Consider the following 21,616-nt stretch of genomic DNA (forward strand, 5'->3'; position numbering starts at 1 on the left):
AAACAGCTTCTTTTTCGTTAAACTTTGAAATTAATTTTAATTAGCCCGGCTTCTCTTGCAGAGTTAAAGGCAATGAGAAGGATTGGCCCGATGATGAAGCCCATAATACCGAGGAGTTTCAAACCAATGTACATGGATATTAACGTAGACAACGGAGATAGTCCGATATGTCGTCCCATTACTTTTGGTTCTACTGTTCGACGAATGACTAGAAGCACAACCGCTAGAATCGCCATTTGACTTCCAGTGGCTATATCGCCAGTTATTAAATAATAAATCGCCCAGGGTCCGAGTATAACGATCGAACCAATAATCGGTATAAAATCAATGACCCAAATGATAAACGCCATTAGAAGGGCAACCTTCGGCGTAATGAATAAGAGTCCAATTAAACTAACAAAGAAAATGATGATGCTGACAAGAAACTGAGCTTTAAAAAAACCAAAAATGACGTAGGAAAGGCGCCCGGTCATGAATTGCACTTTTTCTGCCGTTTGTTGTGATAAGTAAGAATAAGATTGCTTCTTCAGTCTCGGAAGATCCATCAAGAATAAGAAGAGGGCAATTAAGTATACAACAATGCTAACTAAATAATTTGGAATTCCTGTGACAATGATGGTAATGATTTTTAAGTAATCAATGCTACTGATGGTATCCTTTGTATTTTCAAGAAATCGATCAACCTGATTGGTGAATTCTTGAACAAATTCAGGAGGAAAACTTTTGGATACGGCCTCCATGTTGGATTCCATACTATCCCACATCTGGGTGATGTTTTGTATGTACAGAGGGGAGTTCTCGACTAGCACTATTCCTTCAGTAATCACTTTTGTAATAAGGAAGTAGCCTAGTAATGAAATGAAAATAACAAATAATGTAAAGACAATAATCACTGGAAAGTACCGTTTTATTTTCGTATTCTTTTGAATCAGTTTAACAGCTGGATCAAGAGCTAGAGCACTGAAAAACGCGAGAATAAGCGGAATGGAGACGGGTAAGATCCAGAAAGCAAGCACTGCTAAAATCGCAATGACAAGTAAAATTAATATAAATCGCTTTGTGAGGAACTTTGGCAATCTTGTTCTCCTTTCTAAGTCAAACCATCTTCTTATATTATAGTACGGACGATTACGCTTTACCAGTAGAGAGAAATGAATTATTAGACGAATATTTCATTTTCAGCTATTCATATAATATTAAGAGTGTATGCAAGAGGGGGGAGGAAGGATCATCATGAGAAAATCATTCCATCAAGGAAGCCTAACCATCTCAGAGAGCGTCATTGACTTTATGTTAGAAGTAGCGATTAATGAAACGCCGGGCGTGAAATTTATTCAAGCACCTGTTAAAAAGACATTGAGAAAGATGGTTGGGAAAGGGAAGAAGTCCTCTTTTCAATTTGATAGTTACCAGGAAGACGCGGGTTTATCACTTAAAGTAGAAGTGGCAATTGGTTTTGGAGAAATCATTCCCTATACATGCTTTGTTCTTCAAGAGAGAATTAAAAGTGATATAGAAAAAATGACGGGGTTACACGTGGAAGAAGTGAATGTGCTTGTATCAGCCTTATCTATTACAGACGAGGACCTTAAAGAATAAATCCATATAGAAAAGCCTCTCTAGACAAAGAGGCTTTTCTGATTACTTTGAGATGAACATTTGTGTCCAGTAATGACCGTATGAACCACCTGAGATGTATCCGACGCCAATCTGTGTATAACCAGAATTTAAAATGTTTTTTCGGTGTCCTTCGCTATTCATCCACGCTTGAACGACTTCTTCAGGTGTTGCTTGTCCAGCGGCAATGTTTTCTCCGGCACTTCGATAGGAAACGCCAAAATTCTCTAGCATAGAGAAGGGAGAACCGTACGTAGGCGACTGATGAGAAAAATAATTTTTATTTCTCATATCTGCTGATTTGTATCTGGCTACTCTAGCCACTTCCCAATTCCACGTTAGTGGCGACAATCCATTTTTCGCACGCTCTGCATTTGTTAAATCCATCACTTGTTGTCCAACGTCTTTAGACTTTCGAATCGATGGATTTGCTGTAGGTACGTTGACACGATCGCCCGGATAAATAAGATCTGGATTATCGAATTGAGGATTTGCACTGATTATCTCAGTAAGTCCGATTTTATAGCGTTTGGAAATTTTCCACAGCGTGTCACCAGATTTTACTGTGTATGTACTCTGTGCATGTGCATAAGTTGGTGCTAATAGTGAAGTTATGAGAAGAAATACCATTAATAAAGATACTGATTTTCTCATGAAATCATCTCCTTTCTAGCGTAGTTTCACCAGAAGCGACCGATTTCACTCAGATTATTATTATTTGTTTTGATTTCATGTAATTTCTTTTCGATTGGACAGGATAATAATGTATGGATTATCCATGTGAAAACGAAGTAAACATTGCAACCACACTGCCCCTTATACTATTATTAAAGAGTGGACATGTTGTGAATTACAAAGGAGGCAAACGAATTATGAAATTTGACAAGACTGGTCTGGAATCTACGATCGTTCAATTTTCCATTCTAGATCATATTATGCATGAAAACGGTTTAGTTCTTGCTGGTCAATGGGATTATGAACGAGTTACATACGATTATAAATTTGAGGATATGACAAATGGTGACGTTTACTATCTTCGAGTTCCTGGTGTAGCTATCGAGGGAATGGTTGAATCTTCTTATGCCGTGATCAAGCTTGGTAAGCCTTACTTAGGAAAGCACTATTATCCTCACGGCGTGGAGTATGACGAAGAATTTCCTGATACGATTATTAACACATGTAACAAAAAGCTTGAAACCCTTCGTGATCAGCTAGGATCGGCACTTCAACGAAGCATGGTATCTGTTGGAGATATTGCTAAATATGTTACTCCGAGTAAGCCTTCTGATAGCGTTGCCGAAGCGGCTGCGACTATGAAGAATGAAAATGTCACGATTGTTCCCGTTTGTGATGGTGAAAATCTGGTTGGAATTGTGACAGATCGAGCAATTGCGGTTGGTGGTTTTGCTGATAATCAAGCCGGCATGACTAAAGTTGAGGAACTCCTCGAAAAGCCATCTATGACTTTGGCGCCAGATATGAAGCCTGAGCAGGCTGCTGAGTTAATGAATGAATCCCGTCTAACAGAGGTTATTGTAGTCGACGGAGAGCGTTTTGTCGGAATCGTATCTTACTTCCATCTAAAAGAAAAAATAAACGCTTAAATGAGAAGAGCCAGGTGCTCTTCTTTTTTTACTTTTAAGGTGATTAATCTAAGCGCCATAGAGGCTAACCGTTGCGGTGTACAACAGAGATAAGGCATAATAGATACAATGAAATGGAGGCGAACGAATCATGAAAAATATACTTCGCTTCACTTTGCTGATTGTTGTCATCGTGATCGGGATAGATGTTTATGACAAAATTGAGTGGAGTCATTTAGGACAGGAAGTTGAACGTATCATTAATGAAGAAAAGTTTGTTCTTGAAGAAACTACGGAAAAGTCTCCAACTCAACAAGACGAAGTGAAAAAAGATGAGCCGTTGCCAGAGCTTAAAGGACTGGAGAAATGGGTAGGAGAAGGACAAGAAACGATTGAATCTAATTTGGGGAAACCAGACAGAGTGGATCCCTCACCGTTTGGGTATGACTGGTGGATTTATGAGCAGTCCCATTCTGCTTATTTACAGGTTGGTATTGAAAATGAACAGGTAGTGACGATTTTCTTTATGGGGAATGTTGACGCTGGTGAACGATACCCAATGGGTGAGAAAGCGGCTGATATATTTAAAGAAGAGAAGCCTCTAAATGAAATCCCTGTTAAGGTAGATCAATATGATTATCGGTTTCAGCTTACTGAAGAAGAAAAACAGCTTAAGCCTTTAATTAAAATACATGAGGATTTATACGCGCAGTATTATTTTGATAAGTTTAACGGTAGTTTACGTGCTGTTAGGATTGCAGAGCCGAGTGTACTAGTAAAGCAAAGACCTTATGCGGTTTCTTATCGTGGCGAACTGCTTGAAACGGAGTCGCTATCACAGGGTGAATGGGATCAAGTCGAAGATGCAATGGAAAAACAAATTTTTTCGATGACAAACGTGTTGAGAAATTTATCTGACAAGCAATCGTTAAGCTATAATAATGAAGTTTCAGAAGTTGCCTTTGGACATAGCAAGGATATGGGAGAAAATGATTACTTTTCTCATACTTCACCATCGGAAGGGGAGCTTTCCGATCGCTTAAAGAAGGGCGACGTTCTCTATAGCTATGCCGGAGAGAACATCGCTGCAAGATATCCAGATGCTGGAGCGGCGATGATTGGCTGGTTAAACAGTAAAGGTCATCGTGAAGCTCTATTGAATGAAGACTTCACTGAAATTGGTGTAGGGGTTTATCGTGAATATTACACACAGAATTTCATTAAACCTTTCTAGGAATAACCATGAAGTTTCCGGTAGCAGTAGCGATTAATTTCAGATCATCACGGTAGACGTTTGCTTTCACAACCCATCTTACGTCACCTTTAAACACTACATGAGATTGGCACCTTAACTCATGACCATCCCCTTTTGCCAGAAAGTGAATGTTCATTTCAGAAGTCACTGCTGTTTTGTCAGAAGGGAGCGATTGGTGAACAAGTGAGCCCATTGCAATATCAATTAATGAAGCGGTTATTCCACCATGAACGATATGCAATGGGTTATGAACAAGTTCTTGATTCGGAATAATACTTTCATAAGTGTCTTCATCAAGTTTTTTACTCCTAATCCCCATGAACCCAGCTAGATAGGTTTTATAATGATCTTGCTGTTTTTTTAGCACACCCTCAAGCAGGAAGCGTAGGGAGTGTTTTTCTTGCTCATTTGCTTCATCTAAAATTTGTGAAATTAACGTATGTATTGATTCGTTCTCCATATAATCTACCTTCCTTTTCCAGTGTGCGATTATTTTTAGTTTACCAGTAATGGTCGAATACACCAATAAATAGGCGCACAATTGTTAAAAGTCTAATTATGATGTAGTAAGACCATTTTGGTTGTATGGAAATGGAGGTGGCGAATTTGCCTGAAGCAAAAGAAAAAGGAACTCAAAAGGTTCAGGAATTTAAGACATTCGTCAAAGCTCATCCTCATGTGCTAAAAAAAGTGAAGCGAAAGGAAAAAACGCTTCAAGAGCTATTTGAGGAATGGATGCTTTTTGGTGAAGACGATGCTAGCTGGTATGAAGAAGAAATGGATGAAAATCAGGAAGAAGTTACAGAAGAGAAAAGCATTGGTGGCATGTTATCAGCATTAAAACAAATGAATTTTGAAGAAGTTCAAAAAGGGATCGAACAATTTAGTGGAGCTGTTTATTCTATTCAAGAAGTTTTATCACAATTTCGTTCGAAACCAAAACCACAATCTCCGTATTCTCAATCACACTCCCCGTTTCCCTTTCGACATGACTAGGAGGAGATCACATGCGTGAAGAAGTACAGGAGTTTCTCGCTAACCGGCAGGATCTGGTGCTATTTCTACGTAATCAGCCTAGCTGGTATCGGCGTTTAAGTAGAGAACCGTTCGCACTGAAAGAATTTGAAGAAGCCTCTAAAACATTTTATGGTCAGACGTTCCCACAACGGGTTGATCGCTTTCAAAATCAATTAAATATGGTGAATATGATGCTAGCGTTAGTGACCCAATTAAAAAATTAGGGTCTTTTTTTATGGTTGCGTAGGCTGGTTTTCTCAATTGATTTAATCATATCTTCTTATTTTTTATTATTCTTAGGGCACACTTATGTTAAAGGGGTGTGATTGAAGATGTTGTTGAAGCGTGGTAAAAGACAGCTAATGATCATTGTGTTGATGATTGGCTGTTGTGTTCCGGTAGTTGGATTTAGTCAAGCTTTACAGGATAACGTCGCAGCTAAAGAAAACACTGAGCCTGTTGTCGTTAATCACAGAGTGAAAGATCATAACGTCTTTATTGAATGCTTAATTCCTAATTTTTCATTTGATAAAGAGAATACAGAAAAAGAGTACCATGGACATCTTAATGTATATCTTGACGGTGTGAAGCATCAAACTGTAGAAAGTGCAGCTTTTGTTATTCGTAATTTACCGGAAGGCAAGCATACGATTCGTTTAGATATTATGAGAGAAGATGGAGGAAGGTATTTATCCTTGAAAGAAATGAAAGTGGAAATAAAATAAGCCTCTTTTCAGGAGGCTTTTGCTTAGGAGATTTGTTTGAAAGGTGTTGTCGGCGGTACGATAGGTGGAAACTGCTCCTGTAAATAATTAAATATCACGTTCTCTACATGGATACCCTGTTGAACAAGCGCCTGGTTTCCAAACAAACAATTGAATTCAAGAAAGTAGTACTTTCCGTTTGCATACACAACGTCAAATCCTGCGTGGTTGATTCCGAGAGCTTTGGCTGTTCGATCAACGAGCTCGAGTGCTTCGTCAGGAATTTGGTGGAAAGACAGCTTTCCTCCCTGAGCGACGTTATTAAGGAATGACTCTCCTCCAACACGCCAATAGGCCGATACAACTGTATTACCTACATAAACAACTCGGAGGTCTTTTTCTATTGGTAAATATTCTTGTACATAGAGAACGTCGTTACGCTCTGCATAAGTTAGAAATTCTTCTTCAGAACGGATAAGGAACACGCCATTTCCCATAGAACTGCGTACTTCCTTTGCAACGAAAGGGAAGGGGAATGTATTTAAAATACGTTCAATTGTGTCTTTAGAGCGACCTGCAATTTCGGTGTAAGGCATTAGATCTGGTGAAAGTGACCAGAAGGCTCTTGTCATTTCCACTTTATCAAATCCAAGTTGAATAGATTGGATGGATGGAAAGATTTTTTTATTTAGACCATAAACAAGAGAGTTCACTTGCCACTTTTCTGGAAATAATAGCACATCAGCTTTTCTAATTTCATCAATTTCTTTAAACATATGATCGGGTTTAACATAAGTAATACCTGACATGCCTAGCGTACGAAACGGATTGAACGTAATAAGTTTCACAGTTTTCTTTTTCTTCCTCTCTAAAATAACCATGCTAGCTTATTGTTGAACTCTCGATTATTAGCATTTTGGAGTGCGAATGAATTTGCTCGAAACGTTAAAAAAGGCATAGATACGCCAATAACGAAGGGATCCACAATCTAACATAGCTAATACGAAAACATATAAATCCAGAAAATTATAGAGCTTACACCAAAAAAAGTCAATAACCAAATCGTGGATATTCACTTTACTAATATAGTAGAGGACTGGTCAGGAGGTTCCATGAAGTGGTAAGATAAGTGTGGAGGTGTATGTATGATTGCTACTCTAGATAGTGTAATGATTTTAGACCAGGCCGAAGAGCTTGGATTTTTGATAAAAGATTCAGAAGTTGCTCATGATTATCATGAGGCAAAGAAGCAATTATCAAAGAATAGGGAAGCGCAGCGTTTGATTAAGCGTTTCACAGAAATGAAGGAACTTTATGACGAGGTTCAACGTTTCGGGCGTTATCATCCGGATTTTATGACGATTACTGTAAAAGTACGTGAAGCGAAGAGAGACATGGATCTTCACGAAGCGGTAGCGGCATTTAAGCAAGCGGAAACGGAGCTCGAAGGCCTTCTAGTAGAGGTTTGCTCTCTATTAGCTGGTGAAGTGTCTCCTTCAATTAAAGTTCCATCTGGAAATCCTTTCTTTGATAATCAATCATGTGGGGGAGGCTGTGGCTCAGGCGGCAGCTGTGGATGTGGATAACCAGAGCTTTTGCTCTGGTTTTTCAATTTCGGTAACGAATACAGTCAGGACATAAGTTTCCGCAGCAAAACATCTTTTCTTGTGGTACGAGAAAGCGGACTCGATAAACAAGAAGATTTTTTTCTTCTCGAACGAAGGAATATTCCATTCTCAATTGCTTCCCTCTCATGCATTTTGCCGCCTCTAATTTAATCAAGGTTTCAATCTCAGCTTTTATGCTATCCGAATTTACTGTAAGATAAAGAAAGGGAATACCTGTGATAGTTTTTTTTGAAACAGACTTCACGGTATTTGACGTGGCTAGTTGATTTAGAAATGGACTCCAAATTTCATCAAGGTTCATTGAAGAACATCCTTTCATAAACGCAGTCTACTGTTATCCTAACTGAATCATAATAAAATGACCATCACTCTGTTCATCGAACGAGTAGATTTCATAAGTAAAGGGGAAGCGCGTCATGTTTGTAGAACGAGTTGGCCTGGCAGTCTATATTCAGTCATTGAAGCATGCCAAGCAGTTAAGAAGGTTTGGAAATGTTCACTACGTTTCCTCAAAACAAAAGTATGTCGTGATTTATATTAATCTCGATCAATTGGAAACAACGAAAGAGCGCTTGAACTCTCTCCATTTTGTGAAGCGAGTGGAGCCATCCAAACGTCCAGAAGTGCAGACGGAATATCAAAATGCAAAGCCTGATAAAGCAAAACAATATGATTACAAGATGGGACTTTAAAAAGCCAATCCTAAAGGATGGCTTTTTTATTTTGGCTCATCACAGCGCGACCTTTCACTTGGAAGAGTCAAAAACCAAGCAACGGCACATAAGCCTTAAGAAATCTCTGTTGTTCATCCTGCGCTTTATGGAAAACCTCTTCTTTACCGTAACCTTATCCTATTGAAGAAAATCTAGCTTTAATGGTTGATTATTTCGAAGTCCGAAAGATATAATGGTCGGATTAAAGGAAGTGACAAAATGGATAATTGGAAACGTAATGTCTGGATTTTGTTTGCTAGTCAATTTTTAGTTCTTGGTGCTATGACTATGATTATGCCGTTTCTACCTTTGTACGTTCAGGAACTTGGTGTAGAAGGAGAAAGTCAAATTAGTCTTTGGTCAGGTGTTATTTTTGGTGCGAATTTTTTAACTGCCTTTTTATTTTCACCATTCTGGGGACGTATGGCAGATCGACATGGACGGAAGCTTATGCTACTTCGTTCAGGCTTCGGTATGGCTATCGTGATTATTTTAACCGGATTTGCCACAGGTCCCTGGTCTTTACTTGGCTTACGTTTGTTAAATGGAGTTGTTTCAGGATTTATACCTGCCGCTATTGCACTAGTAGCGACAAACACACCGAAGGAACACGTCGGATACGCGCTCGGCACTTTAAATTCTGGAGCTGTAGCTGGTGCTATTTGTGGTCCGTTATTTGGTGGATTAATGGCTGAAACGCTAGGATTTCGAATGATCTTTAATATTACGGGTGTTGTGATTTTACTGGCGGCATTCGTTGTGTTGTTTCTTGTTAAAGAAGAGACAAAACCAGAACCATCAGCAAAAAAGGAAAAAAGCAATGCGATTAAAGATTTCAAGAAAGTAACTGTTCATTCACCGATGTTATCGTTAATGTTAGTAGGTTTTCTCGTGCAGTTCGCGCTTCTTGGAATGAATCCACTTATTCCACTCTTTGTACAACAGCTTACTTCAGGGGGAAATGTGGCTTTATTTGCAGGGATCGCTGCTTCTGTTATGGGTATTGCCAATATGTTAGCTTCTCCTAAACTCGGAAAAGTGGGAGATCGAAAGGGTTCACACCATGTTCTTTATTATTCATTAATAGGAGCGGCGATTTTCTCTATTCCGCAGGCGTTTGTTCAGGAGCTGTGGCAATTAATAGCTCTGCGCTTTTTGTTAGGGTTGTGTATTGGAGGATTGCTACCTTCCGTAAATTCACTAGTGAAAACACTGTCACCTGCCGGAATGGAAAGTAGAACGTATAGCTTTTCTAATAGTGCCGTCTATTTGGGTAATTTACTTGGACCAGTAACTGGCGGAGCGATTGTAGCGGTTGTTGGGACAAGAGGTCTCTTTTTATTTGCAGGTATTATATTATTGATAAGTGTAGCCTATGTGAAAAGAAGAGTACTTCCAATTCTTGATCGGAAACGAGCGGTATATGAATCCAAAGAAATAACATCTTAACGTACAAAAGCAGGGGTCGTTGGCCCCTGCTTTTGTTAATGAAATTATTGAAGTGGGGGAATCAGGTTATTTAAACGAAGAATACCGATGATGTAATTAAAGTATAGATCCTTCTCATTAAACTCACTTGAAGGCTTAATTTCCAATGGTATGATCGAAACGTCCAATTCCTTGCTTAGGTCTTCGAAGAGCTTTAAACGTTGCACAGAAGGCTCTTTAGAAGGGATTCCTTCTAAAGATATGTACAATGGCTGAAGGTTACCTTCTCCGGCAGGTTTTAAAACGACGACAGGCGATACGACTTGGCGGTCATTTTTGAGTGTTTTTAGTAATAACAAACGGTGAACACGATGGGAATTAGTTCTTGCAAGTTCAACTAATTCATAAATATCAGAATAGCCTTCTCCTAGTTCAATAAAGCGTTGAATCATAATGTTGTTCTCCTTTCAGTCACTTCAGAAATCCATTCATAATGTAGCATGAATTCATTATGATGGAAAGGATAAAGCGTTTGCATTAGAATGATAAGAAAGGAGGTTAACTCTATGGTCTCGATTCTGCTTCTAGTTAGTTTAGTAGGGGGATTGCTCTATTTATACTGGAAAGGACGAAATGCTAAAGAGGAAACCATCGATAAAAAATTGATTCAAGGGCTTATTATTGCGGATATTTTAGCAGCTCTAGTTTTACACGGTGTTATTACAGCTGCAGAGGCTGAAATGCTTTCTAATCAATCACTATCTGACGTTGAAGATTATTTGTTTAGTCACACTAGCATTAATGAAGGAACTTTTGGAGATTGGATTCAGCATGATTGGGATGGCATTCAGGCGATCGACATGCCACTTGATTTAGATCCTGGATAAGAAAGATCTTTCTTCTTAGTTGATCGAGCAAAAGAGAGTAAATATTACTTCATAAAAAAACCCGCAGGAAATCCTGCGGGTGCCTTAAGCTGTGAAGCCAAGGCAAATGGGAGAGGAGAAACCGGAGGAAGAACTTATGGGGAAACGTAAGTCTTTCTCCGCGGTTGGCAGCACCATTTCGTATGAACGATGCTACTACGTTTAGTATCACCATCACCTTTTCGTTTATACATTGATTTTAGCTTTCCCTTTTTTTGTGGTAGGATAAGTAGGAATATGGAAAGGATAAGGTTGTGAGAGAGATGCGTATTATTGCAGGAGATTGTAAAGGAAGGCATATTAAACCTGTTCCAGGAACCTCTACAAGACCAACGACAGATAAAGTAAGAGAGTCGATTTTTAATATGATTGGCCCTTTTTTTGATGGCGGAATGGCGCTTGATTTATATGGAGGCAGTGGGGCGCTAGGAATTGAAGCGTTAAGCCGTGGGATTGAGAAATGTGTGTTTGTTGATCGCGAGAATAAAGCGATTGAAACGATCAAGTGGAACCTAGAACAAACGAAGTTTACGGAATCCGCGGAAGTTTTTCGAAATGATTCAAAGCGAGCGTTAAAAGCGCTTCAAAAACGAGAAGTAGCTTTTTCACTTGTTCTTTTGGATCCTCCTTATCATAAAGAGCAAATTCTTCACGATCTTGAAAAGTTGACAGCGTATGATTTGTTAGAGGAAAATGCAACAATCGTTGTCGAGCACAAGAAAGAAGTGACATTACCAGAAGAATTTGCGGGTTTACGGATGATTCGTGAGGAAACGTATAGTGGTAAAACGACGATTTCAATTTATACATATGAACAGTCGGGTGTTGAGAAGGAGGAATAGTCATGGGAAAAATTGCAGTGTGTCCAGGCAGTTTTGACCCGGTGACATTTGGTCATCTGGATATTATTAAACGAGGCGCAAGAGTTTTTGACAACATTAAGATTGTTGTTCTAAATAATCAAAGCAAATCAACGCTGTTCTCAGTCGAAGAACGGGTCGAGCTATTGAAAGAAGCGACGAAAGACATTCCAAATGTAACAGTAGATTCGCATAACGGGCTATTAATTGAATATGCGAAACGCGTAGGAGCATCAACGATTTTACGCGGGCTGCGTGCCGTTTCAGATTTTGAATATGAAATGAAAATTGCTTCAATCAATCGCAAGCTTGAAGATGAAATTGAAACTTTCTTTATGATGACAAACAATCAATATTCATTCTTAAGCTCAAGTATAGTGAAAGAGATAGCAAAATACCACGCCCCTGTATCAGACCTTGTTCCTGAGATTGTTGAAAATGCCCTGAGAGAAAAGTATGGAGAATCCCCGTTAGGCTAACGGGGGTCTTTTTTCTACTTAAACTCCTTTCGCTTCGTTTGGTTAAATTGCTGTGTGAATGACACGATGAACGTTAGTAGGAAGAATAGTGTAATCCAGGGACCTGTTTGCTCAAGAAATGAGTAAACTGATTCAATAATGGACGGTGTATCTTCTCGATTCAAAACAGGAAGCGATCCATTTCCAGAAGATAAGTAGTTTAAATAGAGTGGTTTCCAGATGACGAGCGTTAGGAAAGCCGCAAAGAAGCCATGAAGTAATCTGGCGAAAAAAAAGGGCTTAAATCGAATATCGGTATCTGCCAAAATACTTGCAACCTGTGCTTGTACGGAAAGACCGTTAAAAGCAAGAATGAAGCTCGTAATCATAGCCTGCGCAACTAAAGTAGCTGAACTTTCACTTGCGAGCTGGCTACCTAGTGTGATTTCAAACATTCCGGAAAGCAGAGGAACATCAAGCTCTGGTGGAAGCTGAAGGAGAATCAGGATAGACCTAAGTGCTCCAGCAAGTAATGGTGCAAGACCAATGACGGAAAGCAGTTCATTTAATACTGAGAATAGAATGATAAACCCACCAACCATTAATAATGTTTTGATAGAAGAATGAACAGCGTCACCCATCATTTTACCGAATGGACGCTTGTCATTCATTCGTGTGTCATGAAGTGCAGAGAAAGCTAAACTAAGTCTCGACTGATGTGATCGTATGGTAACAGTTGGATGGTGATCTTCCGGGTGATGAAAACGCATGACTAGTCCAACCATGATATTCCCGCCATAGTGAGCTGCAGCAAGAATAACGCCAAGTGCAGGATTATGGAAAAATCCAACCCCAACTGCAGCAAAGATAAAGAGCGGATTCGAACAGTTCGTAAATGAAACGAGCCGCTCGCCTTCGATGGCTGTAATGTCATTGTTTTGGCGAAGGTGTGCTGTGTATTTCGCTCCTGCAGGAAATCCTGAGGCAACTCCCATAGCAAAAACAAAGGCACCTGATCCTGGTACACGAAATAGTGGTCGCATCAAAGGTTCTAATAGAATCCCTATAAATCGCACAACCCCAATACCAATCAACAGTTCAGAAATAATAAAAAAGGGTAATAAAGAGGGGAATACAATATTCCACCACATTAATAATCCACTTTTGGAGGCTTCTAGAGTGTGTTCTGGAAATAAAATAACGGCGAGAGCAACGATCGTAACTGACGTTGCAAGCAATAATGTTTTCACTACTTGAACGTTCACAAGTACATTCCTCCCACTATTTGATCGTCTTAAGTTAATTCAATTATTCATCAAACCTGTCCGATAATTAAAATATACGTATGTGAGGCACAATTAGACCATATGATTAAGCAGGTATAGACAGGGAGGCGTTCTCAATGAACCGTCCTAAAATCGGATTAGCTCTCGGTTCCGGAGGAGCGAGGGGATTCGCTCATTTAGGGGTGCTAAAAGTACTTATTCAAGAAAAAATACCAATTGATTACATTGCAGGAAGCAGCATGGGCTCTTTAGTAGGGGCAATTTATGGATCGGGACACGATGTCAATACAATGGAGAAAATGGCATCGCTTTTTCGACGAAAATATTATTTGGATTTCACCGTACCAAAGATGGGGTTTATTGCCGGTAATAAAGTGAAGAGTTTAATTGAAACACTAACGCAGGGAAAGCAAATTGAGGATATGCATCCTCCACTTGCGATTGTGGCGACGGATATTATTAAAGGAGAGAAAGTAGTCTTTCGTTCTGGTCCTGTTGCACAAGCTGTTAGAGCCAGCATCGCTATTCCGGGAATTCTTGTCCCTGAAAAAATAGGTGATAGGCTTCTTGTTGATGGTGGTGTGATTGATCGTGTTCCCGTATCTGTAGCAAGAGAAATGGGGGCAGATCTTGTGATTGCTGTTGATGTTTCAAACGTAAAGAAAGAGCCTGATGTTACTTCAATTATTGACGTGATTATGCAAAGTATTGATATTATGCAAAATGAAATGGTAAGGCTTCATGAAATTAATGCAGATGTCATGATTAAACCTGGCCTAGAATCATTTCAATCAAGAGCATTTACGAATGTGATGGATATTATTAAAATCGGAGAGGAAGAAGCCTACCGCCACCTTGATCAAATTCATCAGGCGGTGGAGGTGTGGAAGGAGAAAAATAAATGAACCGAGGCACAAAGAAATTCACCTATGTGTGGGCGATTATCATTGTATTGGTTGCTGCCGTTACATTCATTGACCTCCCATATTATGTAACGACACCCGGAGAAGCAAGAGTGTTAGATGAAGTAATCAATGTTGAAGGTGGCTCACAAGATGGTGGAGAGTTTATGCTCACGACAGTCCGAGTCGGAGAAGCAAACTTAGTTCAGTATATATGGGCGCAATTTAATGAGTATCATGAATTGATCGCAGAAGATTTAATTAAACGTGAAGGTGAATCGGACGATGAGTATCACCAAAGACAGCTTGATGTGATGGCTAATTCACAAACGAGTGCCACAATCGTTGCTTATGAAGCCGCAAAGAAAGAGATAAAAATCACAAAAAATGGTGTCCTAGTAACCGGTATAATAGAAGGCATGCCGGCAGATGGGAAATTAGAACTTGGTGATTTGATTGTTGAGGTTGAAGGGAAAAGGATTGAGGAAACGGAACAGCTACTTGATGAACTAGGATCCTATGAGGAGTCAGATACGGTTAATATGACGATCAAAAGAGGCGATCAAGAAAAGCAGATAGAGCTAGGTTTCTCGAAATTCCCTGAATCATATGGAACAGAAGATGATAAAGTTGGCGTTGGTATCACTGGTCCAGTAACAGCAACGTCAATTGAAACAGATCCCTCTATTAATATCAATACAGATGAAATTGGCGGACCATCAGCCGGGCTAATGTTCACGTTAGAAATTTACAATCAGTTAACCAAAGAAGATTGGACAAAAGGGTACGACATTGCCGGAACAGGTACGATTAATGAAAGTGGAGAGGTTGGACCTATCGGCGGGATTAAACAAAAAATCGTTGCAGCTGATGGATCTGGAGCAGAAATATTCTTCGCCCCAGTGGCTCACTCCAACTACGATGATGCCATGGAAGCGGCAGAAGATATCGATACAGATATGAAAATTGTCCCAGTCGAAACATTCCAGGATGCTATTGACTACTTAAAGCAATTAGACGTGAAGTAAAACGTGATCGTTGGATACTTATTAAAATCACCCTGCCATAATAGCAGGGTGATTTTTTAATCGATCATAATTGGTACAGATTTATGCTCTTTTTGTAAAAAAGCTTCTTGATGGAAACCTGAATAGCCAAGCGCATAAACTTGACTAGCGCGCCTCTCCACTGTAAGAAAAGGATGATCAAACTGGTTGATGTTTGATACAAGAGGAACGGGAAGAGAGTTTTTCCTTTCATTAAGGAATGCTCTTCCTGCTTTCGTCATGCCAAGAATTCGAACGTAAGGAGCATCCTTGTTCTCCAAAGCAGGCAACATTTCATTTTTACTTGTGTGTGTTAGAATATGGAGCGCTAAGCGTTGGATTCTCGTCCATGTATACCGCTTCGTTTTCACGAGTTCCATGAAGGATTGAAACGTTTGGGCTTGCTTCGCCATTGTAGCTAGACGATTCTCAAGTCCTTCCTCCGCTTCATAAATGGAGGAAAGGTGAACGTTACTAGAAGTAAGCAGCTTATAGCGAAGCAGATGATAAAGGTTATGCCATCCCTGAAAAGAATCATATGTCCGTTGATAGTTTGTTAATTCAAAATAAGTTGGTTCTGGCACGTAAGCCTGAATTTGATCAAGAGAACTGCCTTTAAATAATTCTCGTCGAATGCCAGTCGCACTTGCTATTCTTTTATCAACGAAGTCTTGATCATGGTAGCCTGCTTTTGTACGAAGAATCGTTAATGGTTCGATGAGGGCATTCTGTGCCTGTATGGCTTTCACATAATGGTAGCCTAATATATTGTTGGGCTGTGATAGGTCAAGAACGTGAGCGTGTCCTTCAAGGCTTTCAAAAGCTAGTGAAGAAGCTTTCGGATAGCTATTACCTTGTCCCATATAATATTTAATGCGTTCGTTGTAGTCTTTCTCGTGCATTTCGATAAACGATGCAGTCTCTTGAAACTCTTCGATGTCTCCAGATTCACTTCCGAAACAAACGTAATCGACTCCGAGTGAATTTAAGATTGAGATAGCACCTTTCGCAAAAATTTCCGCTTTTTGGGTAGCATATACGTAAGGTAATTCTACTACAAGATCAATTCCGTTTTTTAAGGCCATTTGTGTTCGTGTCCATTTATCAACGAGTGCTGGTTCTCCTCGCTGAAGAAAAGATCCGCTCATGACTGCAACGATTACATCAGCGTTGGCCGCTTTTTTTGTTTCATTTAAATGATGCAAATGTCCATTGTGAAAAGGGTTATATTCCACAATAACTCCAGCAGATGTCATTCGGCTGCTCCTCTCTGTCCGTTGTATAAGGGACGTACATTTTTATTAGTTGAATTCAAGGTTTTTCCTCTGGTATGATAAACATTATACCAAGATTAACGATGAAACAACTGGTGTAAAGAAAAAATATTGACATTTACGTATTTTGTAGCTATAATACTTTTGTTGCCTTGAGGTGATATACAGATGAAATGGTCAATTGAACAATTGAAGTCCTTTAAACTAAAAGGCCTTACAATTGACGAAGAAGTAAATGTAGAGGAACTGAAGGAACGTAATCCAGATATTCGTGAGATTACACCAGTTCATGTTACCGGAGAAACATCGTTTCATGGTAATAAGGTTACCTTTCATCTAACAGTGAAAGGCAAAATGGTTCTTCCATGTGCCAATACACTAGAGGATGTTGATTTTCCGTTCGTAATTCGCCCAATGGAGACATTTGTGCTTGAAGCAAACACAAATGGCGTTGATTTTGAGGTGGAAGATGAAGAAATTCATCAAGTTTCGGGAAATACGGTTGACTTAGTTCCGTATATTAAGGAAAATATACTTTTGGAGATTCCGATTCGAGTTGTGAAATACAGCTCTGAATCTGATGAAATGCCAAAAAAATCCGGAAATGGATGGGAAGTCATTACGAAAGAACAACCGAAAGAAAAGGTTGATCCTCGTATGGCCGGTTTAGCTGATTTTTTCAACAAGGAAAATGAAGATAACTAAGCCTGACTTCCGTAAGATCAGTTAACTTTTTAAGGAGGTGGAAACAATGGCAGTACCAGCTAGAAGAACTTCTAAAACGCGTAAAAATAAGCGTCGTACTCATTATAAATTAGAAGTACCAGGAATGGTAAAATGCCCTAATTGCGGCGAATTCAAACTTTCTCACCGTGTTTGTAAAGAGTGTGGAAATTACAAAGGTGAAAACGTAGTAAGCAAGTAATCTTGCGAAGCAGAGAGAGAAATCTCTCTGCTTTTTTTTACGCTTTAATTATTCGATTATTTAAAAATATTTAACTACGAATAGTAAAAAGAATGAGCGCTCAATAATTTGAACTATATAAGGTGGGATGATGGATGACGAGTGTGAGAGTGGAGAGTCGTAACGAAGCAGCAATTCTTACGATTAATCGCCCCGAGCAAAGAAATGCGATTAATTACGAGGTGATGGATCAATTAATGGGGGCAATTGATAAGGCGGAATCAGATCCAAATGTAAAATACCTCGTTGTAACCGGAAGCGGAGATAAGGTATTTTGTAGCGGTGGCGATGTAAAGGCTTTCAAGGGACTTTACACAGAAGAGCAGGCGTATACGATGCTTCGGAAAATGGGTGATGTGCTAGACCGCTTGTTTTTCTGCAAGAAACCAACGTTGGCACTACTGAATGGCCATGCTGTTGGAGGTGGGCTTGAACTTGCTATTGCGTGTGACTTTCGGATAGCGAAAAAGAATATTCAAGTAGGTTTCATCCAGGGATCGATCGGGCTAACGACAGGCTGGGGCGGATCCACGTATGCTCTAACAAGAATGAATCATGGGGAAGCGATGAAAATGCTCATGAGTGCTGATCGCTATTCTGATCAAGAAGCCCTTGCAAATGGATGTCTTACATATGTAACCCCACACGCTTCTTTTCAAGACGATGCTTATCAATACATAGAAAATCTGTTAAAGCGTTCTCCTTTGATCCTCTCTACTTATAAGTCTTATTGGTTAACTAGTCTAGATCAAAATCTGATTCGAGATAGAGTTGAGAAAGAAATAAGAAGCTGTGCGATTCTATGGGCGACCGAAGAGCACCATCAAGCTGTGGCAACATTCTTGAATAAAAGTGGTAGTCGTTAACTCCGTAGTATCCTATGCCTTAAAGTTAACACAATTAGCTATCATAGCTCTTTTTATAGACGTTTTAGCGATTAAATTAATCTGAAATTGACCAAATAGATAAGAAAATAGATTCTTTCATGAATAGAAGAGTCTACTACCTCTAGTAAATGCATAAGATGACTGTAAAACGGTTATTGGGGGGATTGCGCTTGGTACCAATTCGCCAGGATGCATGGTCAAAAGACGAAGATGTGTTGTTAGCCGAAGTCGTTTTACGTCATATAAGAGAATTCAGCACACAACTAGCTGCATTTGAGGAAGTAGGGAGAACACTTTCTCGAACGCCGGCTGCGTGCGGTTTCCGATGGAATTCCTTGATTCGAAAACAGTACGAAGCAGCGATAACTTTAGCGAAGAAACAGCGTAAGGAACAGAAAAAGAACCAATCACAGTCGAAACGTGAATCGGTAGAAGAGGATCGAAGCATTGATTTAATTGACGAAGCGATCAGTTTATTAATCACATCCAAAACGCACCTTGCCGAATCAAATCAACATGAAGCTTCGTTACAAGAAGCTATGGCCGAAAACCTGCAACTCAAACAGCATCTTCATCAACTAGAGAAAGAATATATGTCAGTACAGGAAGATTACCAATCTTTATTAGAGATCATGGAAAAAGCGAGAAAAATGGTTATTTTCCAAGAAGAAGATCAAGGGAATTTACGATTTCAGATGGATGCAAATGGGAATTTAGAGAAAATAAAGAAATAGGAGCAGCCAGGGCTGCTCCTATTTCTTTATTATTCTTGTTCGGAAACGCCATCTGGGTACCAAACATACGGATTTTCGCCTCGATCACGATCAGGTTGATACGTAACGGCTTCAAACCCCATTTTCTCCCAAAATTCACCTGAACCTTGTCTCGCATTTGTTTTCACTGGAACATTAAATGTTTTTGCGAAATTAACAAGAGTCGAACCATAATCTCGATTATGATACTGCGGAAGCACTTCAAGCTTCCAAAGTTCCAGGTAATCCTGTGGTGGATCGAAGTAACGATCATACTTTCCATCGATTCGATAAAGGCTCATTCTAGCTACTAGTTTGTCAGCGTAGTAGATACCATAGAATGGCGATTCACTATCGTTTTCGATGATATTATCCTGAAGATCCTCCATCATGGAAAGTTCCTGAATGCCGAACTCTTTAAATTTCTTAAACTCCTCAAGAGTTTTGTAATTGATTACAAGTGGACGAACTGTTAAGTCTACCATAGCGGCCCCCTCCGTCAAATGTGCTTATTTAATCTCTAGGATGAATAGAAGTATAAACTCCTTCTCATTTATATTATAACCGAAAACACGAAACTTTTCCTCATTTCAAAAAACAAAGTATAAAAGGAATAATTTGAATATTTATTGAAACGTGAAGCGGAATTAATGATATGATAAATGTAAGGGTTTTCAAAAACCTGGTTCATGATTGTAATGAGAGGGGCGATAGTTTGAAAAAAATCCTAATTGCAAACCGTGGCGAAATTGCTGAACGAATCATTCGAACATGCAGCAGACTAGGAATAGAGACGGTTGCTGTTTATTCTAGCGCTGACAAAGATCTTCCATACGTAAACCAAGCAACAACGGCTCATCACATTGGAGATCCACCAGCAGCTAAATCCTACTTAAATCAGGATGAAATTCTTCGAATCGCGCAAGAAGAGAAGGTGGATGCTGTCCATCCCGGATATGGCTTCTTGTCTGAGAACGCCTCTTTTGTAAGAAAGATTGAAGAGAGAGGGATAACCTTTATCGGACCATCTGCTGATGTGGTTGAGGCAATGGGTGATAAAATCACCGCGAGAAAAACAATGCAAGAAGCAGGGGTACCGGTCGTTCCGGGCAGTGGTGAAATTGAGGATGTGACAGAAGCGATCGCATTTGCAAATGAAATCAACTATCCGATCATGTTAAAAGCAGCTGCAGGCGGAGGCGGGATTGGCATGCAGCGCTGTGAAAATGATCAAGAGTTAGAAAAAGCATTCGTATCAAGTCAGAACCGTGCTAAAGCCTATTTTGGCAATGGAGCGATGTTCGTCGAAAAATTCATTGACGATGCGCGCCATATCGAAGTGCAAATTGTAGGAGATGATCATGGCAATATCGTCCATCTGTTCGAACGAGATTGCTCGATACAGAGGCGTAATCAGAAGGTGCTTGAAGAAACGCCATCACCTTTTTTGTCTGAAAAGACTCGTGTTCAAATAGGAGAAGCTGCTTTATTAGCTGCTAAGCATGTTCATTATACAAATGCTGGGACAGTAGAATTTGTGATGGATCAGAATGAAAACTTTTATTTTCTAGAAATGAACACCAGGTTACAAGTAGAGCATCCGATCACGGAAGAAACTGTTGGAGTAGATTTAGTTGAATGGCAGCTCCTTGTTGCACAAGGTAAAGACTTACCTTTGAAGCAAGAAGATATTGTGCCAACTGGTCATAGTATTGAATTTAGGCTATATGCAGAAGACCCAACATCGTTTATGCCATCACCTGGCAAAATTGAAACGCTAATGTTTCCTGAAATAGAAGGGGTTCGGATTGATGCAGGCTACGAAAGTGGTTCAAGCGTTTCCCCGTTCTATGATCCGATGATTGCCAAAATTATTGTGTCAGGCGCTACTCGTAAAGAAGCGATCGACAAAGGAGAGGCTTTCTTTAAGGAATTCTCATTAACTGGGATCAAGCATAATGGTCCGTTGTTTACCCAATTACTAGGTGAGCGTCATTTTCAAGAGGGGAATTATTCGACGTCTTATTTAGCTCGTCATCTTATTAAAAAATAATCAATTAGAAAAGGAATGATGAAAATGCAAGAAATAAAAGCATCAATGGCTGGAACGGTATTAAACGTAATGGTAGGAGAAGGAGATTCAATTACAGCAGGACAGGAGCTTGTGATGCTTGAATCGATGAAGATGGAAATTCCAATTGAAGGTGTAGAGGAAGGAACGGTCACAGAGGTGAAAGTAAGCGTTGGTGATTTTGTTAACGAAGGTGATGTTCTCGTTATCGTTAAGTAAGGAAGCTAGCTGAACGAGCGCTCGAT

Annotated in this window: 29 protein-coding genes; 20 read left to right on the forward strand and 9 right to left on the reverse strand. The window is 39.6% G+C overall.

The window, feature by feature from the left end:
- Nucleotides 1-17: 17 nt before the first annotated feature.
- A complete protein-coding gene (gene ytvI, locus AC0VYO_RS09150; protein WP_430247091.1) occupies nucleotides 18-1,076 on the reverse strand; it encodes a sporulation integral membrane protein YtvI in 1,059 nt (352 codons plus the stop codon).
- A gap of 157 nt (nucleotides 1,077-1,233) precedes the next feature.
- Here ytvI and AC0VYO_RS09155 point away from each other — a divergent pair, with 157 nt between their 5' ends.
- A complete protein-coding gene (locus tag AC0VYO_RS09155) occupies nucleotides 1,234-1,599 on the forward strand; it encodes an Asp23/Gls24 family envelope stress response protein (protein ID WP_475368892.1) in 366 nt (121 codons plus the stop codon).
- A 42-nt stretch (nucleotides 1,600-1,641) separates the two neighbouring features.
- Here the strand turns inward: AC0VYO_RS09155 and safA are convergent, their stop codons facing one another.
- The gene (gene safA, locus AC0VYO_RS09160) at nucleotides 1,642-2,271 is read right to left on the reverse strand and encodes a SafA/ExsA family spore coat assembly protein (protein ID WP_475368893.1); all 630 of its coding nucleotides are present in this window, start codon (nucleotides 2,269-2,271) and stop codon (nucleotides 1,642-1,644) included.
- A gap of 218 nt (nucleotides 2,272-2,489) precedes the next feature.
- On the opposite strand from safA, the gene AC0VYO_RS09165 reads away from it, so the two are divergent.
- Both AC0VYO_RS09165 and AC0VYO_RS09170 read left to right on the forward strand, forming a co-directional pair.
- Nucleotides 2,490-3,221, forward strand: a complete 732-nt coding sequence (locus tag AC0VYO_RS09165) for a YugN family protein (RefSeq protein ID WP_430247094.1) — start codon at nucleotides 2,490-2,492, stop codon at nucleotides 3,219-3,221.
- Between the two features lie 130 nt (nucleotides 3,222-3,351).
- On the forward strand, nucleotides 3,352-4,434 hold the full coding sequence (locus tag AC0VYO_RS09170) for a CAP domain-containing protein (RefSeq protein ID WP_475367227.1): 1,083 nt from the start codon (nucleotides 3,352-3,354) through the stop codon (nucleotides 4,432-4,434).
- Here AC0VYO_RS09170 and AC0VYO_RS09175 read toward each other — a convergent pair.
- Nucleotides 4,421-4,915, reverse strand: coding sequence for a PaaI family thioesterase (locus AC0VYO_RS09175; RefSeq protein WP_475368894.1), 495 nt, complete (start codon nucleotides 4,913-4,915; stop codon nucleotides 4,421-4,423). The genes AC0VYO_RS09170 and AC0VYO_RS09175 overlap by 14 nt on opposite strands.
- A 146-nt stretch (nucleotides 4,916-5,061) precedes the next feature.
- Between AC0VYO_RS09175 and ylbD the strand changes: the two genes are divergently transcribed.
- The 3 genes from ylbD to AC0VYO_RS09190 all read left to right on the forward strand — a co-directional run bounded on the left by ylbD (nucleotide 5,062) and on the right by AC0VYO_RS09190 (nucleotide 6,197).
- Nucleotides 5,062-5,451, forward strand: a complete 390-nt coding sequence (gene ylbD / locus AC0VYO_RS09180; protein ID WP_226612721.1) for a YlbD family protein — start codon at nucleotides 5,062-5,064, stop codon at nucleotides 5,449-5,451.
- A gap of 11 nt (nucleotides 5,452-5,462) precedes the next feature.
- Nucleotides 5,463-5,696, forward strand: a complete 234-nt coding sequence (locus AC0VYO_RS09185; protein WP_226612723.1) for a YlbE-like family protein — start codon at nucleotides 5,463-5,465, stop codon at nucleotides 5,694-5,696.
- A 108-nt stretch (nucleotides 5,697-5,804) separates the two neighbouring features.
- A complete protein-coding gene (locus AC0VYO_RS09190) occupies nucleotides 5,805-6,197 on the forward strand; it encodes a hypothetical protein (RefSeq protein WP_475368895.1) in 393 nt (130 codons plus the stop codon).
- Between the two features lie 23 nt (nucleotides 6,198-6,220).
- Here AC0VYO_RS09190 and AC0VYO_RS09195 read toward each other — a convergent pair whose 3' ends face one another.
- Nucleotides 6,221-7,024 (reverse strand): ATP-grasp domain-containing protein, encoded by an 804-nt coding sequence (locus AC0VYO_RS09195; RefSeq protein WP_430247098.1) that lies wholly within the window; start codon nucleotides 7,022-7,024, stop codon nucleotides 6,221-6,223.
- 297 nt (nucleotides 7,025-7,321) lie between these two features.
- On the opposite strand from AC0VYO_RS09195, the gene AC0VYO_RS09200 reads away from it, so the two are divergent.
- Nucleotides 7,322-7,762 carry a YlbF/YmcA family competence regulator gene (locus AC0VYO_RS09200; protein ID WP_475367230.1) on the forward strand — a complete coding sequence of 147 codons (441 nt, stop codon included), beginning with the start codon at nucleotides 7,322-7,324 and terminating at the stop codon, nucleotides 7,760-7,762.
- A gap of 22 nt (nucleotides 7,763-7,784) precedes the next feature.
- Here AC0VYO_RS09200 and AC0VYO_RS09205 read toward each other — a convergent pair whose 3' ends face one another.
- A complete protein-coding gene (locus tag AC0VYO_RS09205) occupies nucleotides 7,785-8,105 on the reverse strand; it encodes a hypothetical protein (RefSeq protein ID WP_475368896.1) in 321 nt (106 codons plus the stop codon).
- A gap of 115 nt (nucleotides 8,106-8,220) precedes the next feature.
- Between AC0VYO_RS09205 and AC0VYO_RS09210 the strand changes: the two genes are divergently transcribed.
- Complete coding sequence (locus tag AC0VYO_RS09210) at nucleotides 8,221-8,496, forward strand: YlbG family protein (RefSeq protein ID WP_098443273.1); 276 nt, start codon at nucleotides 8,221-8,223, stop codon at nucleotides 8,494-8,496.
- 240 nt (nucleotides 8,497-8,736) lie between these two features.
- Complete coding sequence (locus tag AC0VYO_RS09215; protein WP_430247099.1) at nucleotides 8,737-9,966, forward strand: MFS transporter; 1,230 nt, start codon at nucleotides 8,737-8,739, stop codon at nucleotides 9,964-9,966.
- A 44-nt stretch (nucleotides 9,967-10,010) separates the two neighbouring features.
- On the opposite strand, the gene AC0VYO_RS09220 is transcribed toward AC0VYO_RS09215, so the two are convergent.
- Nucleotides 10,011-10,397, reverse strand: a complete 387-nt coding sequence (locus tag AC0VYO_RS09220) for a DUF7147 family protein (protein ID WP_475367231.1) — start codon at nucleotides 10,395-10,397, stop codon at nucleotides 10,011-10,013.
- 114 nt (nucleotides 10,398-10,511) lie between these two features.
- Between AC0VYO_RS09220 and AC0VYO_RS09225 the strand changes: the two genes are divergently transcribed.
- From AC0VYO_RS09225 to coaD, 3 genes are all read left to right on the forward strand, one after another.
- Nucleotides 10,512-10,832, forward strand: coding sequence for a hypothetical protein (locus tag AC0VYO_RS09225; RefSeq protein WP_430247101.1), 321 nt, complete (start codon nucleotides 10,512-10,514; stop codon nucleotides 10,830-10,832).
- Nucleotides 10,833-11,125: 293 nt separating this feature from the next.
- Nucleotides 11,126-11,713, forward strand: a complete 588-nt coding sequence (rsmD, locus tag AC0VYO_RS09230; RefSeq protein WP_276511842.1) for a 16S rRNA (guanine(966)-N(2))-methyltransferase RsmD — start codon at nucleotides 11,126-11,128, stop codon at nucleotides 11,711-11,713.
- 2 nt (nucleotides 11,714-11,715) lie between these two features.
- Nucleotides 11,716-12,210 (forward strand): pantetheine-phosphate adenylyltransferase, encoded by a 495-nt coding sequence (gene coaD / locus AC0VYO_RS09235; protein ID WP_194221319.1) that lies wholly within the window; start codon nucleotides 11,716-11,718, stop codon nucleotides 12,208-12,210.
- Between the two features lie 14 nt (nucleotides 12,211-12,224).
- Here coaD and ylbJ read toward each other — a convergent pair whose 3' ends face one another.
- A complete protein-coding gene (ylbJ, locus tag AC0VYO_RS09240; protein ID WP_475368897.1) occupies nucleotides 12,225-13,454 on the reverse strand; it encodes a sporulation integral membrane protein YlbJ in 1,230 nt (409 codons plus the stop codon).
- A gap of 137 nt (nucleotides 13,455-13,591) precedes the next feature.
- Between ylbJ and AC0VYO_RS09245 the strand changes: the two genes are divergently transcribed.
- Complete coding sequence (locus AC0VYO_RS09245; protein ID WP_194221321.1) at nucleotides 13,592-14,380, forward strand: patatin-like phospholipase family protein; 789 nt, start codon at nucleotides 13,592-13,594, stop codon at nucleotides 14,378-14,380.
- Nucleotides 14,377-15,405: a SepM family pheromone-processing serine protease gene (locus AC0VYO_RS09250; protein WP_475367233.1), complete on the forward strand. Its 1,029-nt coding sequence runs from the start codon at nucleotides 14,377-14,379 to the stop codon at nucleotides 15,403-15,405. Before AC0VYO_RS09245 ends, AC0VYO_RS09250 begins: the two co-directional genes overlap by 4 nt.
- Nucleotides 15,406-15,461: 56 nt before the next feature.
- Here the strand turns inward: AC0VYO_RS09250 and AC0VYO_RS09255 are convergent, their stop codons facing one another.
- On the reverse strand, nucleotides 15,462-16,679 hold the full coding sequence (locus AC0VYO_RS09255; protein WP_475367234.1) for a nucleotidyltransferase: 1,218 nt from the start codon (nucleotides 16,677-16,679) through the stop codon (nucleotides 15,462-15,464).
- A 186-nt stretch (nucleotides 16,680-16,865) separates the two neighbouring features.
- Between AC0VYO_RS09255 and AC0VYO_RS09260 the strand changes: the two genes are divergently transcribed.
- The 4 genes from AC0VYO_RS09260 to AC0VYO_RS09275 all read left to right on the forward strand — a co-directional run bounded on the left by AC0VYO_RS09260 (nucleotide 16,866) and on the right by AC0VYO_RS09275 (nucleotide 19,282).
- Nucleotides 16,866-17,402 carry a YceD family protein gene (locus AC0VYO_RS09260; protein WP_430247105.1) on the forward strand — a complete coding sequence of 179 codons (537 nt, stop codon included), beginning with the start codon at nucleotides 16,866-16,868 and terminating at the stop codon, nucleotides 17,400-17,402.
- Between the two features lie 46 nt (nucleotides 17,403-17,448).
- A complete protein-coding gene (gene rpmF / locus AC0VYO_RS09265) occupies nucleotides 17,449-17,622 on the forward strand; it encodes a 50S ribosomal protein L32 (RefSeq protein WP_048309912.1) in 174 nt (57 codons plus the stop codon).
- Nucleotides 17,623-17,756: 134 nt separating this feature from the next.
- Nucleotides 17,757-18,527 carry an enoyl-CoA hydratase/isomerase family protein gene (locus AC0VYO_RS09270; protein ID WP_475367235.1) on the forward strand — a complete coding sequence of 257 codons (771 nt, stop codon included), beginning with the start codon at nucleotides 17,757-17,759 and terminating at the stop codon, nucleotides 18,525-18,527.
- Nucleotides 18,528-18,718: 191 nt separating this feature from the next.
- The gene (locus AC0VYO_RS09275; protein WP_475367236.1) at nucleotides 18,719-19,282 is read left to right on the forward strand and encodes an RsfA family transcriptional regulator; all 564 of its coding nucleotides are present in this window, start codon (nucleotides 18,719-18,721) and stop codon (nucleotides 19,280-19,282) included.
- Between the two features lie 29 nt (nucleotides 19,283-19,311).
- Here AC0VYO_RS09275 and AC0VYO_RS09280 read toward each other — a convergent pair whose 3' ends face one another.
- Complete coding sequence (locus AC0VYO_RS09280; protein ID WP_475367237.1) at nucleotides 19,312-19,785, reverse strand: N-acetyltransferase; 474 nt, start codon at nucleotides 19,783-19,785, stop codon at nucleotides 19,312-19,314.
- Between the two features lie 230 nt (nucleotides 19,786-20,015).
- Here AC0VYO_RS09280 and AC0VYO_RS09285 point away from each other — a divergent pair, with 230 nt between their 5' ends.
- A complete protein-coding gene (locus AC0VYO_RS09285) occupies nucleotides 20,016-21,353 on the forward strand; it encodes an acetyl-CoA carboxylase biotin carboxylase subunit (RefSeq protein WP_475367238.1) in 1,338 nt (445 codons plus the stop codon).
- Between the two features lie 24 nt (nucleotides 21,354-21,377).
- Nucleotides 21,378-21,590 (forward strand): biotin/lipoyl-binding carrier protein, encoded by a 213-nt coding sequence (locus AC0VYO_RS09290; RefSeq protein ID WP_475367239.1) that lies wholly within the window; start codon nucleotides 21,378-21,380, stop codon nucleotides 21,588-21,590.
- Nucleotides 21,591-21,616: the final 26 nt, after the last annotated feature.

It is taken from the genome of Anaerobacillus sp. 63XJN7_4_ISO-PGPR-S23-413, assembly GCF_056173725.1.

Excerpts from the sequence above, each read along its gene's own strand:
- rpmF (WP_048309912.1), top strand. The coding sequence starts at position 17,449 with ATGGCAGTACCAGCTAGAAGAACTTCTAAAACGCGTAAAAATAAGCGT.
- AC0VYO_RS09280 (WP_475367237.1), bottom strand. The coding sequence starts at position 19,785 with ATGGTAGACTTAACAGTTCGTCCACTTGTAATCAATTACAAAACTCTT.
- AC0VYO_RS09225 (WP_430247101.1), top strand. The coding sequence starts at position 10,512 with ATGGTCTCGATTCTGCTTCTAGTTAGTTTAGTAGGGGGATTGCTCTAT.
- AC0VYO_RS09220 (WP_475367231.1), bottom strand. The coding sequence starts at position 10,397 with ATGATTCAACGCTTTATTGAACTAGGAGAAGGCTATTCTGATATTTAT.
- AC0VYO_RS09165 (WP_430247094.1), top strand. The coding sequence starts at position 2,490 with ATGAAATTTGACAAGACTGGTCTGGAATCTACGATCGTTCAATTTTCC.
- AC0VYO_RS09170 (WP_475367227.1), top strand. The coding sequence starts at position 3,352 with ATGAAAAATATACTTCGCTTCACTTTGCTGATTGTTGTCATCGTGATC.
- AC0VYO_RS09185 (WP_226612723.1), top strand. The coding sequence starts at position 5,463 with ATGCGTGAAGAAGTACAGGAGTTTCTCGCTAACCGGCAGGATCTGGTG.
- AC0VYO_RS09210 (WP_098443273.1), top strand. The coding sequence starts at position 8,221 with ATGTTTGTAGAACGAGTTGGCCTGGCAGTCTATATTCAGTCATTGAAG.
- AC0VYO_RS09215 (WP_430247099.1), top strand. The coding sequence starts at position 8,737 with ATGGATAATTGGAAACGTAATGTCTGGATTTTGTTTGCTAGTCAATTT.
- AC0VYO_RS09255 (WP_475367234.1), bottom strand. The coding sequence starts at position 16,679 with ATGACATCTGCTGGAGTTATTGTGGAATATAACCCTTTTCACAATGGA.
- coaD (WP_194221319.1), top strand. The coding sequence starts at position 11,716 with ATGGGAAAAATTGCAGTGTGTCCAGGCAGTTTTGACCCGGTGACATTT.
- AC0VYO_RS09200 (WP_475367230.1), top strand. The coding sequence starts at position 7,322 with ATGATTGCTACTCTAGATAGTGTAATGATTTTAGACCAGGCCGAAGAG.
- AC0VYO_RS09250 (WP_475367233.1), top strand. The coding sequence starts at position 14,377 with ATGAACCGAGGCACAAAGAAATTCACCTATGTGTGGGCGATTATCATT.
- AC0VYO_RS09260 (WP_430247105.1), top strand. The coding sequence starts at position 16,866 with ATGAAATGGTCAATTGAACAATTGAAGTCCTTTAAACTAAAAGGCCTT.
- AC0VYO_RS09290 (WP_475367239.1), top strand. The coding sequence starts at position 21,378 with ATGCAAGAAATAAAAGCATCAATGGCTGGAACGGTATTAAACGTAATG.
- AC0VYO_RS09270 (WP_475367235.1), top strand. The coding sequence starts at position 17,757 with ATGACGAGTGTGAGAGTGGAGAGTCGTAACGAAGCAGCAATTCTTACG.
- AC0VYO_RS09245 (WP_194221321.1), top strand. The coding sequence starts at position 13,592 with ATGAACCGTCCTAAAATCGGATTAGCTCTCGGTTCCGGAGGAGCGAGG.
- AC0VYO_RS09175 (WP_475368894.1), bottom strand. The coding sequence starts at position 4,915 with ATGGAGAACGAATCAATACATACGTTAATTTCACAAATTTTAGATGAA.
- safA (WP_475368893.1), bottom strand. The coding sequence starts at position 2,271 with ATGAGAAAATCAGTATCTTTATTAATGGTATTTCTTCTCATAACTTCA.
- AC0VYO_RS09190 (WP_475368895.1), top strand. The coding sequence starts at position 5,805 with ATGTTGTTGAAGCGTGGTAAAAGACAGCTAATGATCATTGTGTTGATG.
- AC0VYO_RS09155 (WP_475368892.1), top strand. The coding sequence starts at position 1,234 with ATGAGAAAATCATTCCATCAAGGAAGCCTAACCATCTCAGAGAGCGTC.
- AC0VYO_RS09205 (WP_475368896.1), bottom strand. The coding sequence starts at position 8,105 with ATGAACCTTGATGAAATTTGGAGTCCATTTCTAAATCAACTAGCCACG.